The sequence below is a fragment of the Vibrio bivalvicida genome (genome assembly GCF_001399455.2).
GTDB classification, from domain to species: Bacteria; Pseudomonadota; Gammaproteobacteria; order Enterobacterales; family Vibrionaceae; genus Vibrio; species Vibrio bivalvicida.
This window is the reverse complement of record NZ_LLEI02000053.1, coordinates 92657-105730: the sequence shown is the minus strand read 5'-3', so window position 1 is coordinate 105730 and position 13074 is coordinate 92657. Positions and strand designations below refer to the sequence as shown.

Below are 13074 nucleotides of genomic sequence, written 5' to 3'. Positions count from 1 at the left end.
GTATGAGCAAATATTCTGACGCTAAAGAGCTTACTGGCCTGACGCTCGGTCAAAAGACTGAGTATTCGAACCAATATGATTCAAGTTTGTTGCAACCGGTTCCTCGTAGCCTCAACCGTGATGACTTAAATCTTGGCGATTCATTGCCGTTTCGAGGTTGTGATATTTGGACCTTGTACGAGCTTTCTTGGTTAAACGATAAAGGCTTGCCTCAAGTCGCAGTGGGTGAGGTTTCTATCCCTGCCACTAGCGCTAACCTGATCGAATCTAAGTCTTTTAAACTGTACCTAAACAGCCTCAATCAAACACGTTTTCCATCTTGGGATCACGTGGAACAGACTTTAGTACAGGATCTTTCGGCATGCGCAGGTGAAACTGTTTCCGTTACTGTACGTTCAGTGGTGGATTACACCGATTCTGTTGTCGTAACAATGGATGGCGAGTGCATTGATGAGCAAGATATTGAGATCACTAACTATGACTTTGACCGCACGTTGATTCAAGGTGCTGCAATCGGTGAACTTGTCGAAGAGAGCCTACACAGCCACTTATTGAAATCAAACTGTCTAATCACTAACCAACCGGATTGGGGCAGTGTCGAAATTCAATACAAGGGTAAGCAAATAGATCGTGAAGCCCTGCTTCGCTACCTTGTCTCATTCCGCGAGCACAATGAGTTTCATGAACAATGTGTTGAGCGTATTTTCACTGACATTATGGAATTCTGCCAGCCTGAAACGTTGACGGTTTACGCACGTTATACAAGGCGTGGTGGTTTAGATATCAACCCTTATCGCTCTAACGTAAACAGCCAACCTAGTCACAATCAACGTATGGCTCGACAATAGGACGTCAACACTAATGATAAAAGTACGCTGGGAACGCTTTATTAGCGCATTGTTACTCCTTCTCTCTGCGCCACTATGGGCGAATACCTTGTATTCATCGGCAGTTTTGAGTGAAGCCAATGGTTTAGTTGATATTGTCCCTAAACAAGCTAAGCAGCTTGCGACGGATTATTTAACCCAGCGTACCTTAACTAACAAAACCGAAAAAAGCCCCTCAGCAATTTCTCGCGATGAAGCCGATAGTCGAACCCGTACTCCTGGGGGGACAATCGATGCCTTACGTATTCTCGCTCGGGCCGAGTTTAACTTAGGAAACCAACTTGAAGCTCTCAGTTTGCTGAAACAGGCCAAATCGTTAGCGGAGTCTTATAAGCTTCCTTTCTTGTTGCTTGATCTGAGACTGGTCGAAGTCAGGTTTTCTTGGCTGATAGATGGTGATGCTGAAACTGCAAAGCAGAACATGGCTGAAATTGAAGAAAAATTCAGCCACATCGACAATCCTCAGCAACTCGCTCGCGGTCTCAAATACCGCATGAAGATGCTTAAAGCCGAAATCGCCTCCGCGCAAGGGAGTACCGATCTTGCCGACCAGCTATACCTCGAAGTAAAACCCTATGTAGACAGCTCAAAGTCAATTCCCACTGTGATTGAGTATCACACTACGGTCGGTAAGCACTTGTTAGCGAATAAACAATATAATCGTGCCCTATCAGAATTGTTGATTAGCTACTGGACTGCGATTGAAACCGACTCTGCTCGCCAGCTTGCTGAGGTCAACCGCATTCTTGGTCAGCTTTTCTATGATCGTCGCGTGTTAGACAAGGCCAATGATCACTTTTCTCAAGCCGCAGACTTTTACGACAACTACGAAAACTCACCAGCCTTGGCGCCACTGCTTAAACGTATGGGTGATATCTATTACTACCAAGGCAAGTACAACCTCGCATTAGTCCACTATTTCAATGCGATGGATCATGAGCGATTGCAGAACAATATTGAAAGCGTGATTGATATTCGTATCTCTTTGGCGGCAACCTATTTGCATTTGGTTAACTTTACGTTGGCTGAACAATATCTAGAACGGGCGCAAGAGTTACTTGAGTATGCCGATATCCCTAAACTCAAAGCTTACGCACTCCTACTTGACGCCGGGCTCGCTCGCCATAAGAAAGAGCCACAAAAAGTCCTAGATAGAGCCAACAAGGCACTTGATATCGCAAAAGACTTACAAGATATCAGTATGCAAAAATCCGCCTATCAAATGCTCTACCTAGGCTATGAACTCAATGGTCAATATCAGCAAGCATTAGACTACCTTAAGCACTACAATTCGTTAGCCACAATCGAACAACAAGAACTCGATTTGATCAGTGAAGATGCCTTCCGCCAGCAAAAAGAATTCGTTGAACAGACCTTGCACTTAAGTGGACAAAAACAAGAGCTAGAAGAAACACGTAACGAGTACCGCAAGTTCCAAAAGATCACATTTACCCTGTTTGTCCTTTGCGCACTGCTATTTGTTTTTATTCTCCGCCGCGGACATGTCATCAATGTGCAAAAAGAGGAGCTTGATGACCTCAATGAAGATCTCTACACCCACTCACGCTCGGGCCTTAAAAACCTGCGTATGCTTAACGCCAAGCTACCCGCTTCTTTAGAAGAGAGCAGCCATAAATTTGAGAAATGGCACGTCGGAGAACTGATCCACGAACCACTCAATGATCGCCTGCGCTTTGTAATGATTGACGTTCCGTTTTTACGCAACATGTATCTACAGCACGGTTACCAAGAAGGCCTGAAACTTGAGCGCGCTTTTGGAGACTACTTAAAACAGCGCGTTGAACATCCTGCACGGATATATCACTTTTCTGATGCAAACTTGCTTTATATAGAGCCAAATAGTGAGCGCAATACCAACCCAGAACAACTATTTGAAAAGATTCAACAGTGGATCCTTGAATTTGAACCAGACCGACTGCTCAATCGCATCATCCGTATTGGTATGGCGGATTATCCTTTCCTCCCAAGAGCGTATACTGCAGTTAATGATAAGGAACTAGTTGATGTACTACTAATGTCAACCAGTACTGCTAGAACATTAAGTATGAAAGAACACTCGAGTCAGTGGGTCTATTTACGCGCAATTGAGAACGCACCAGCAGCAAGTTTAGCCACAGGCAATATCCGCAAGGCTTGCAAGCACTCTATTAATCAGGGGCTAATAAAAGTTCACTCTTCTTTCAAGAATGAGGACGGCATCAAAAAACTGCTAAAAGATGAATAAAAGCTCATCAATCAAACGTTGTAAGTCGTGACGCGTGCGATTTATTTGATATTATCGACAGATCACTAGATACAAGTAGATTCTATTTTTAAGTTTATTCATGGGCGTTATCGAACAAGATCTTCAGTCACAGCTGCACAACCTGAAATCTCAATTGGAACAAGTTCGATTGACACAAAGGGATACCTCGTTCAAATTTAATAGAGAACAAAAGGTACTTCAGCGTGTGATCGCGTCTTTGAGTAGTGCTTATAAATGTGAAAACCCGCGGCTACAAGCGGGACTAACAGAACTAATACAAGCTATCGAGCAGCAGCAAGACGTCAGCTCCTTAATACCAAAACTTGCGGTATTGGAACGTTTGCTAAAACAACAAGGCTTGGCTATGGAACAACAAACTGAACATTTAGACAGCCAAATAAAGCATAGTGGCGAAACGCTGCTGCGCCTGACTGGTCTGCCCGCTAAAATCAAGCGCGACCTGCGCGATTTACTCAGTTATTCCAATGGCCTTAAGCACCCGAGATCAGAGCAAGCACTTAGGCTGCTTAGTCTCTATGAACGCTCAGTCAAAATTATTACCACCAACCCTGACTACAGTGTCAATCAAATTGCAGCCAGTTCAGATCGTGAACTGCTACTTCGCCTTTGTGAAGAACTACAGCACCTAATTACTGAACTGGATTTTGAAGGTGAGTCTGGAGAATTGCTCACAGATATTCGCGCTAAGCTACTGATTGGTGTAAACAGTCATGTTCTTTTGGAACTGACATTACAAACACTCAAACTGGTCATCGAAGGGACGCATTATGAACGAAAAACCTCAGAACAGTTTCTGGAACAAGTTAACGCTTCTCTCTCCTCTTCGTTAAAGAGTTCACTACAGAACTCTCAGCAATCTCAAAGCTATTTTGCTCACCGACAGGAAATGAACGACGAGTTATCCGAGCTAGTGGCAGATACTCAGGCAAAAGTTGCAGGTGCCGAAAGCTTAGATTCACTGAAACAGCAAGTGAACCCTTTATTGGCTCAACTCAGCTCGCTATCAGAGCGCTTAAAACATGCCGAGCAACGTGAGCAAGCCCTACTTGAGCGAATGGATTACGGTAAGAACCAACTAGAAGCCCTATTTGAAGTCACTCAGGACTATCGTCGACGCCTAGAGGATCAAGCTCAGCGCATGCTGCTTGATCCATTGACTAAAGTATACAACCGCGCGGCATTTGGCGATCGCCTTGAGCTTGAATACCGCCGTTGGATTCGCGCCCAGCATCCCCTTCGAGTCGTTATACTAGATGTCGATGGTTTTAAAACCATCAATGACAGCTTTGGTTATGCTGCCGGAGATAAAGCACTCAAGATAATCGCTCGTACCATCAAAAAAGAAGTTCGTGATACCGATACTATTGCTCGTTTCTCCGGTGAAGAATTCGTTCTGTTGCTTCCCGAACTATCTGATAGCAACGCATTCAATATGATTCAAGCTATTCAGAATCAAGTATCTAAACTGCCATTTAAGTTCCGCGATCGTAACTTGACCATCACCCTGTCGGCTGCAAGTACAGCCTTTAAAGATTCAGACACTCCAGAAGAAATCTTAGAGCGCCTCAACCTTTGCCTCAACGAAGCTAAAACACTCGGCAAGAACCAACTCGTTTGGCGCTAAGTCGTTACCCTTTCTTGCTAATAATTGTTTTAGTAATGTGATTGATCTATAGATATCAACTAGTTAGGTTTATTATCTGTAAAAAGCTGCTAAGCTTAATAAGCGTTTGCTTGATTTCCCCAATATCATCCAACGCATACGGACAATAACAATAATGATACCTCACTCAACTTGAGTGCTGTTTCGTCAAGGAGGTCACTATGATCACACACATTAGTCCAGCTGGTAGTATGGATTTGCTTTCTCAACTAGAAGTTGAGCGCCTTAAGAAAACCGCTGCAAGTGATCTTTACCAACTTTACCGCAACTGTACCCTCGCGGTGCTCAACTCTGGTAGCCACACTGACAACTCCAAAGAGTTACTGGATAGATACAAATCTTTTGATGTCAACGTCGTACGCCGTGAGCGTGGGATTAAGCTAGAACTCACCAACGCACCGGAGCATGCTTTTGTTGATGGTGAGATAATCAAAGGCATTCAAGAACACTTATTCTCTGTCTTGCGCGACATTGTCTACGTTAATATGCATCTTGCCGATAACCAGCGCTTGAACCTAACCAATGCGAGCCACATTACTAACCTAGTGTTTGGTATTCTGCGCAATGCCGGTACGTTAACCCCAGGCATTGAGCCAAACCTGGTGATCTGTTGGGGTGGGCACTCAATCAATGGCACAGAATATCAATACACCCGTGAAGTGGGCCACGAACTAGGCTTACGCGAGCTAAACATATGTACTGGTTGTGGGCCCGGCGCGATGGAAGGACCAATGAAAGGGGCTGCGATTGGACATGCAAAGCAACGTTACTATGAACAGCGCTATTTAGGCCTCACTGAACCATCAATTATTGCCGCCGAGCCACCAAACCCAATAGTCAACGAACTGGTGATCATGCCAGATATCGAGAAACGTCTAGAAGCGTTCGTTCGAATGGCTCACGGCATTGTCATTTTCCCTGGCGGCGCAGGAACGGCAGAAGAACTACTCTATATCTTGGGTATTATGATGCACCCTGACAACGCAGAACAACCACTACCAATCGTCTTGACTGGCCCGAAAGAGAGTGAAGAGTACTTTCGCTCTATTGACCGTTTTATAGGTGATACATTGGGTGAAGATGCACAGAAGCACTACCAAATCGTGGTTGATGATCCAGCCAAAGTGGCGCAAATAATAAAGCAAAGTATGACGGATGTCCGTCAATACCGTAAAGATACGGGCGACGCATATAGCTTCAACTGGTCGCTAAAGATTGAACCGGAATTCCAACTACCATTCGACCCGACCCACGACAATATGGCGAGCTTAGACTTGCATTTAAATCAGCGTCCAGAAAACCTGGCTGCCGCACTGCGTCAGGCGTTCTCAGGCATCGTTGCAGGCAACGTTAAAGCAGAAGGTATCCACGAAATCGAACGTCATGGACCGTTTACCTTGGATGGTGATGCGAACCTGATGAAAAAAATGGATAAACTGCTGAAAGACTTTGTCGAACAAGATCGTATGAAATTACCCGGTGGTAGCGCCTACGAACCTTGCTATCAGATTAAGACCAATGGTTAGTCGCTGGTAATCTCAACCTCAATCTATACAATAAGGGCTTCAAGCCCTTATTTTTTGATTTGTATGTCTATTCATCTTGTTATTATCGACGCCCTTAATCTGATCCGACGCGTTCATTCAGCACAGCCAGATCCCACTGATATAGCAAGAACCATTAATACAACAATGCGAACGATCAATCGCATCTTATCTGAATCACAGCCTACTCATATCATTGCCGTATTTGATCATCACCTGCAAGAGCGCGGCTGGCGAGCAGAAATCCTGCCAGAGTACAAACAGAGCCGAAAACCTATGCCAGAGCCTCTGCTAGAAGGTTTAGACGCGATTCAAGATGCGTGGTGGGAGCTTGGCATTGATTCTCTCCTTTCCGATGGAGATGAAGCCGATGATTTGGTCGCGACACTGGCAACTAAGGTTGCCAATCATGGTGAAAAAGTCACCATTGTCTCCACAGATAAAGGCTACTGCCAGCTCCTTTCCCCGACTCTGCAGATCCGAGACTACTTTCAACATCGTTGGCTAGATGAACCTTTTATCGAAGCAGAATTTGGCGTTAAACCGAATCAGCTTGCGGACTACTGGGGCCTAACTGGAATCAGCTCAAGCCAAGTTCCTGGAGTTCCGGGGATTGGACCAAAAGCAGCCAAAGCAATTCTGACTCAATTTGGCGATATTGAACAAGCCTTTGCCAGCGACGAACTCCCAGAGAAATATCGAAAAAAACTCGATGAACACATTGAGTCAGCACGTAAGTGTAAAACCATTGCCGCACTTAAAACTGATATGCAACTTGGCTTTAATCTGCAAGATATCCGTTTCAGTGGTGCAAATGAGCACACTGAGTAAGAGATTGAATATAAGCAAGTTATTGATTAGAAATACAATGTTAATTTAATCTGTTGTGAAATCCGTTACTTTCACACGCTTAATATTTATCTGCTCAATACCAGACTGAGTATTGATTAACATTTAATCACCATCACAGTAACTCAAGACCAATCAACTATTTTTCATAGCTCCAATAACAAGGAGCATAATAATGAAGAATACGATTTTACTCACACTTGCTGTTATCTTTTCACTACCAACATTTGCACAAACAACCTGCGGTAAGCACTTAGATGTTGGTTTACCGTCTTATCAATCTGATCAGGTACTGTGTCGAGATGGTTATGCGGTTGGCTACAACTACCAAACCAAAAACGCCGATTGGGTTGCTTACCACGTTACCGCAGAAAGCGTAAACGCGAGCTTCAAACGCAGTAATAGTTTTAAAGAAGACAATGAGCTACCTGATTATGCTAGATCCAAGCTGGCAGATTACAGCGGTTCAGGATACGACCGCGGACATCTCGCACCATCCGCTACCATGGATTTTAGCCAAGACTCGATGAAACAAAGCTTTCTGATGAGCAATATGTCTCCTCAACTTCCGGGCTTTAACCGAGTAGGCTGGCGCATACTGGAAGAGCATGTGCGCGATCTTGCCAATGAGTACAATGAACTTTATGTTGTCACTGGCCCTATCTATCAGGGGAATGAAAGCACTATCGGTAACAATGTCATCATACCGAGCGCTTTTTATAAAGTTGTGTTAGATCCAGCTTTCAACGAAGCCATTGCTTTCATCGTTCCACATAGAGACGTTTCAAGCAGTGAACTCGCAAACTTTGTCACTACAATCGACGCTGTTGAACAGCAAACTGGTTTAGACTTTTTCTCTCTCATCGCTGACAGCACTGAGGAGACGATGGAAGCGCAGCTTTGGCAGATGTGGCCGATCTCTAACTAAACAAAAACGCTCCCATTAGTGGGAGCGTTTTTCAATCTTAGCGCGGGGAAATATTAGATAGACACTGAACATGAACCGTAATCTCTTCACGGTCATGGTAGAGATGTTTCGCTTGGAGCTTAAACTTCACACCATTTTCAATTAGGAAGAATTTTAAGTTCTCGATATCTTCTAGTACTTCATCATAACGACCTTTCATTGGCAATTTAAGGTTAAAGATCGCCTCTTTCGCCCAACCGCTAATAATCCACTCACCCATTAACTGCGCAACACGTGATGGTTTCTCGATCATGTCACATACCAGCCAAGTCACGTTCTTACGCGCAGGCTCAAACTTAAAACCATCTTCTTGGTGATGCTTAACCTGACCCGTTTCCATTAGGCTATCCGCCATCATGCCGTTATCGACAGAATGAACGAACATTGAGCGCTTAACCAGTTGGTAAGTCCACCCCCCAGGGCATGCGCCCAGATCGACACCCCACATACCTGCAGCAAGACGCTCATCCCACTCTTCACGAGGAATAAATACATGAAACGCTTCTTCAAGTTTCAAGGTTGAACGGCTTGGAGCATCTGCCGGGAACTTAAGGCGTGGAATCCCCATAAAAAACTGTGAGTTATTGCTAGGTAAAGAATAACCAATGAAGCAATGCGTCGGAGCGACAAAGCAAATGTGTAGCACAGGCTTTTTAGGGCTGTCTTTCGGGAACAGAATCTCTTTGCCACGTAGAGCTTGTCGCATTGGCACAGTGAACTTACGACAGAACTTGAGTAGCTCTTTCGCTTCGTTGGTATCAGGCGTTTCGACGCGAATATCGCCACAACGAGGCATTGTTTCTACGAAGCTTAAATCATGCAAAATCGGCGAGATACGATCTTCACGTGGCAGTTCTTGAATTTCAACAGCAACAGCAAAGATCTGGCGAGCAAAAATCAGTGATTTAAAATCAAGCTCTTTGACAAGCTTTTGTGCATCGCCATCTTGATAGCATTCAAACAACACGTAACCTGTGTTCTTCTTGAGACGCGGGAAACCAAATACTTCTAACTGAGTCGCACGATCCTGAATTTCTCCGGCACACTCTTTTTCAAAGCCGCTGCGGCAGTAGAGCATTAATTGTTTCACTGATTCACCTCTTTAACCTGTAGTGCTGCGTAAACGAACAATCCCCAACCAAGCATAAACGTTCCACCACCTAATGGAGTGATAGGACCAAACCATTTAATGCCTGTTAATGCCAGCAAATAGAGACTGCCGCTAAAACAAAGGATGCCGATGATAAAGCAAACGGCGGCAAGGGAGAAATATTTTTGTGACTTAAGTGGCAATTTTTGGCTAAGCAAGGTGCCACAAAGCAAAATAGCGATGCCATGTATAAACTGATACTGCACGCCTGTTGAAAATACCTCAATCAGATATGGTGACAGAATCTTCTTTAGACCATGGGCTGCAAATGCGCCTAAGCCGACCCCAAGTCCACAAATCACACCGCCTAATGCTAGCCAATGCTTACTGCCCATCGTAAACCTCACGGATAAACTTCACCAGATGCTCAACAGCTAAGGCAATATTGCTTTCTTCACCATACCCAGAGCGTTTACGTGGTTTAAAGCTATGATCACCATCAGGAATAAATTCCACCTGAACTGCAAAAGAAAGTTCAAACTGCTCGAATTCCTCCTTCTTGCCAAAGGTATCACGCTCGCCTTGAACAATCAGACAAGGCTTTTCTAGCTCTACTAAGTGGGCACCTTTGTAGTTTTCCGGTTTACCTGGTGGATGGAATGGAAAACCCAAACAAGCTACTGCTGCAACGTTATCTTCGCCCGCTAGAAGACTCGCCATACGCCCTCCCATGGACTTACCACCGATCACCACCGCACCTGTTTTACAATGCTCTTCGATAACGGTTTGATAAGCTTCCAATAGCTTAGGTGCTCTATCAGGTGGGCGCTTCTTGCCATCTTCAGCACGCTTAACCATATAAGGAAAGTTAAAGCGAACAACTTGAATACCTTTTTCGGCCAAGCCTTTTGCCACAGCTTTCATAAAAGTATGATCCATTCCTGCTCCAGCACCGTGAGCAAAGATAAACAGTGGATTGCCTTTGTCACCGTCAATGAGATAATCAGTCATCTAGCAGCTCCTCTTGCTCACTTTGCGCTTTGGCTAACATCCAGTCTCGGAAAGTAGCAATACGCCCCATATCGGCTTGTTTATCATGGCAGACGACATAGAAGGCATTCTTAGATACCAATACCTCATCAAATGGCGCTATCAGGCGCCCTGCCTCAAGTTCTGGCTGAGCGAGTACGTTGTTGCCAAGTGCGACACCCTGACCGTGAGCAGCAGCTTGAAGAACCATAGTTGAGTGGCTGAAGATCGGTCCGTGGTTGACATTAACCCCTTCTATACCGTTTTGCTTTGCAAACTGTTTCCAGTCTTTCCGAGAGGTGTCATGAAGCAGTGTATGCCACTTCAGATCACTTAGAGTTTCTAATGATTTGTTACCTAAAAGTAATGAAGGTGAACAGAGTGGGATCAAAAATTCTTGATACAATTTATCTGCTCGCAAACCCGGCCAGTTACCTCGTCCATAATAGATTGCGACGTCGACATCATCTGTCAACGAACCTTCATCCATATCCACGGCCTTAATTCGCACATCAATATCTGGCTCCTGTTGATTAAAGTCAGCCAAACGTGGTACCAACCATTGAATCGCGAAGCTTGGTGGCAAACTGATGGTTAGCGCTCCTTTTTCACTACGCTCGAGTACTTTATCAGTAGCTTCCGCTAGCGATGTGAAAATATCTTTTATATCAAGAAAGTAACTTTGACCTTCTTCGGTAAGCAGTAGCGATCGGTTTCTTCGCCTGAATAGTTTTAAGCCAAGGAATTCTTCTAGCGCTTTGATCTGATGACTGACAGCAGCCTGAGTCACAAACAACTCTTCGGCTGCACGAGTAAAACTCAGATGTCGAGCCGCGGCTTCGAACACTTTTAGTGAGTTCAAAGGAGGCAATCTTCTGGACATAGTGACCTTCTATGAATTGGATTAGTTTTTTTTATCTGAAACATTATAAAATGTCCATTGCCTGACGACCAGAGAAATTCTATATTTCACTCCGCAACGAGAAGTCAGAACGGCTTGATTTACTTGTTAGATCAATTGGCCTCTTGTTGCGATGTTGTGTTTGCAAACTCGTATTTCGAGTTCGGTAGGTTTCTACCAGTTTTGTTTCTAAGGAAACAAAACATATACTTCCTGTATTTATTTTGACCTGTCTGTCAAATATTTAGCACCGCCTATATGGCGGTGTTTTTTTATGCCCAAAATAAGTCAAGAGCAAAAAAAAAGCGCAAAACGAATAACGATTTGCGCTTTTCCACTCAATGACAGTAATTCGTTACGGTCGGTATACCTTAACGTTATTGAAACCTTGCTCTTGCAAGTACAGTGCCTGCAAACGACTCATTACGCCACGGTCACAGTAAAGCAGATACGTTTTCGCTTGGTCTAAATCACCAAACTGAGTACCCAATTTAAAGAATGGGATATGTTTGACTTCTACACCATCAATCTCAAGTGGGCTGTCATCTTCTTCTTCAGGGCTGCGGATATCTAATACGATAGCGTGCTCTTCTACCGCTTGAACCTGTTCAACTTCTGGTGCAGCTTGCTCTGTTTCTTTAGCGATATCACGAATATCCATCACTCGAGCATCACGCACAACCTGCTCAAGAATGTCAAAGTCGAACTTTTCTTCTTCTACTTCAAGTTTCGCCTTGATCGCTTTCACTGTCGGTTTCTTAGAAATGACACCACAGTATTCAGGCATGGTCTTAGCAAAGTCTTCAGTGCCAATATCGCGCGCTAGGTTGATGATGTCTTCTTTATCCCAGTTAATTAGCGGGCGCAGAATCAACGTATCTGTAACGTTATCGATATGACGTAAGTTGGTTAGGGTTTGACTTGATACCTGACCTAATGCTTCACCAGTGACGAGAGCTTCAATCTTGAACTTCTCCGCCACCATACCCGCAGCACGCATGAACATACGCTTTAAGATAACACCCATTTGGCCATCATCAACCTTCTCGAGAATCTCTGCCACTACAGGTTCAAAGTCAACTGAGATAAAGCGTACTTTTGCTGACGAGCCGTACTTATTCCACAGATAATGAGAAACCTGCTTAACACCAATCTCGTGTGCAGGGCCGCCGAGGTTAAAGAAGCAGTAGTGAACTTTAGAGCCACGCTTGATGTGTAAATAACTAGAGACACCAGAATCAAAACCACCAGAAATCAGGCTTAATACATCTTCTTGCGTGCCCAGCGGGAAACCACCTAAACCTTTGTAACGTCTAAGCACTTGGTTAAGCTTCTCGTTAACGACTTCCACTTTAACCGTCACGTCAGGGTTGCGCAGTTTTACACTCGCACTTTCAATCGCTTGGTTTAAGCCGCCACCTACGTAACGCTCTAGCTCAATAGACGTGAAGTCATGCTTACCACGACGCTTAGCGCGAACCACAAACGTCTTACCTTCGAGGTTAGGACGGTTTAGCTCTAGCACTTGCTCAAAGATATCGTGCAGATCTTTAAACTCTGACTGTTGCACTTCAAGTATGTGGTGAATACCCGGAGTATGAGTCAATACTTCGATTGTCTCTTTGTAAAATTCATCCGTTTCCGCCGTGACTTCAATATGATCACGACGGTTGAAAACAGCGACAGACTCTGTACGACTCTTGATAACGTTACGGATGTTGCACTCAAGAATCTTTGTGAAGCGCTTACGCACCGACTCACTTTTTACAAAAATTTCTGGATGGGGCTTTACGATAAATTTCATAATTCACTTCACAAGTTAACTGTTTCGCTATTTTCACGCTCAATGGCGCTTCG

General features: G+C 44.4%; 11 protein-coding genes. 6 read left to right on the top strand and 5 right to left on the bottom strand.

Translation table 11 applies throughout. The features are described 5' to 3' along the window. Positions 1–2 precede the first annotated feature (2 nt). The 6 genes from queF to APB76_RS17085 all read left to right on the top strand — a co-directional run bounded on the left by queF (position 3) and on the right by APB76_RS17085 (position 8158). Positions 3–848 carry an NADPH-dependent 7-cyano-7-deazaguanine reductase QueF gene (queF, locus tag APB76_RS17110; protein WP_054961287.1) on the top strand — a complete coding sequence of 282 codons (846 nt, stop codon included), beginning with the start codon at positions 3–5 and terminating at the stop codon, positions 846–848. 13 nt (positions 849–861) lie between these two features. Then, on the top strand, positions 862–3132 hold the full coding sequence (locus tag APB76_RS17105) for a tetratricopeptide repeat protein (RefSeq protein ID WP_049846630.1): 2271 nt from the start codon (positions 862–864) through the stop codon (positions 3130–3132). Between the two features lie 100 nt (positions 3133–3232). Then, on the top strand, positions 3233–4798 hold the full coding sequence (locus APB76_RS17100) for a GGDEF domain-containing protein (RefSeq protein ID WP_054961286.1): 1566 nt from the start codon (positions 3233–3235) through the stop codon (positions 4796–4798). A 200-nt stretch (positions 4799–4998) separates the two neighbouring features. Then, positions 4999–6363, top strand: a complete 1365-nt coding sequence (gene ppnN / locus APB76_RS17095) for a nucleotide 5'-monophosphate nucleosidase PpnN (RefSeq protein ID WP_054961285.1) — start codon at positions 4999–5001, stop codon at positions 6361–6363. Between the two features lie 63 nt (positions 6364–6426). After that, positions 6427–7212: a flap endonuclease Xni gene (xni, locus tag APB76_RS17090; protein ID WP_054961284.1), complete on the top strand. Its 786-nt coding sequence runs from the start codon at positions 6427–6429 to the stop codon at positions 7210–7212. A gap of 193 nt (positions 7213–7405) precedes the next feature. Then, positions 7406–8158: a DNA/RNA non-specific endonuclease gene (locus tag APB76_RS17085; protein ID WP_054961283.1), complete on the top strand. Its 753-nt coding sequence runs from the start codon at positions 7406–7408 to the stop codon at positions 8156–8158. Between the two features lie 37 nt (positions 8159–8195). Here the strand turns inward: APB76_RS17085 and rlmM are convergent, their stop codons facing one another. The 5 genes from rlmM to thiI all read right to left on the bottom strand — a co-directional run bounded on the left by rlmM (position 8196) and on the right by thiI (position 13021). After that, entirely contained in the window at positions 8196–9287 is a 1092-nt protein-coding gene (gene rlmM, locus APB76_RS17080; RefSeq protein WP_049846625.1) for a 23S rRNA (cytidine(2498)-2'-O)-methyltransferase RlmM, read from the bottom strand. Continuing rightward, positions 9284–9682, bottom strand: coding sequence for a DUF423 domain-containing protein (locus APB76_RS17075; RefSeq protein WP_049846624.1), 399 nt, complete (start codon positions 9680–9682; stop codon positions 9284–9286). The genes rlmM and APB76_RS17075 overlap by 4 nt, the downstream gene beginning before the upstream one ends. Continuing rightward, positions 9672–10298, bottom strand: coding sequence for an alpha/beta fold hydrolase (locus APB76_RS17070; protein ID WP_054961282.1), 627 nt, complete (start codon positions 10296–10298; stop codon positions 9672–9674). Before APB76_RS17070 ends, APB76_RS17075 begins: the two co-directional genes overlap by 11 nt. Next, on the bottom strand, positions 10291–11199 hold the full coding sequence (locus APB76_RS17065; RefSeq protein ID WP_054961281.1) for a transcriptional regulator GcvA: 909 nt from the start codon (positions 11197–11199) through the stop codon (positions 10291–10293). The genes APB76_RS17070 and APB76_RS17065 overlap by 8 nt, the downstream gene beginning before the upstream one ends. A 373-nt stretch (positions 11200–11572) precedes the next feature. Next, positions 11573–13021, bottom strand: coding sequence for a tRNA uracil 4-sulfurtransferase ThiI (gene thiI, locus APB76_RS17060; RefSeq protein WP_049846621.1), 1449 nt, complete (start codon positions 13019–13021; stop codon positions 11573–11575). Positions 13022–13074 lie beyond the last annotated feature (53 nt).

What these genes read in the sequence shown, in the direction of transcription:
- thiI (WP_049846621.1), bottom strand. Translation starts at nt 13,021, where the DNA reads ATGAAATTTATCGTAAAGCCCCATCCAGAAATTTTTGTAAAAAGTGAG.
- APB76_RS17105 (WP_049846630.1), top strand. Translation starts at nt 862, where the DNA reads ATGATAAAAGTACGCTGGGAACGCTTTATTAGCGCATTGTTACTCCTT.
- queF (WP_054961287.1), top strand. Translation starts at nt 3, where the DNA reads ATGAGCAAATATTCTGACGCTAAAGAGCTTACTGGCCTGACGCTCGGT.
- xni (WP_054961284.1), top strand. Translation starts at nt 6,427, where the DNA reads ATGTCTATTCATCTTGTTATTATCGACGCCCTTAATCTGATCCGACGC.
- APB76_RS17075 (WP_049846624.1), bottom strand. Translation starts at nt 9,682, where the DNA reads ATGGGCAGTAAGCATTGGCTAGCATTAGGCGGTGTGATTTGTGGACTT.
- ppnN (WP_054961285.1), top strand. Translation starts at nt 4,999, where the DNA reads ATGATCACACACATTAGTCCAGCTGGTAGTATGGATTTGCTTTCTCAA.
- APB76_RS17065 (WP_054961281.1), bottom strand. Translation starts at nt 11,199, where the DNA reads ATGTCCAGAAGATTGCCTCCTTTGAACTCACTAAAAGTGTTCGAAGCC.
- APB76_RS17085 (WP_054961283.1), top strand. Translation starts at nt 7,406, where the DNA reads ATGAAGAATACGATTTTACTCACACTTGCTGTTATCTTTTCACTACCA.
- APB76_RS17100 (WP_054961286.1), top strand. Translation starts at nt 3,233, where the DNA reads ATGGGCGTTATCGAACAAGATCTTCAGTCACAGCTGCACAACCTGAAA.
- APB76_RS17070 (WP_054961282.1), bottom strand. Translation starts at nt 10,298, where the DNA reads ATGACTGATTATCTCATTGACGGTGACAAAGGCAATCCACTGTTTATC.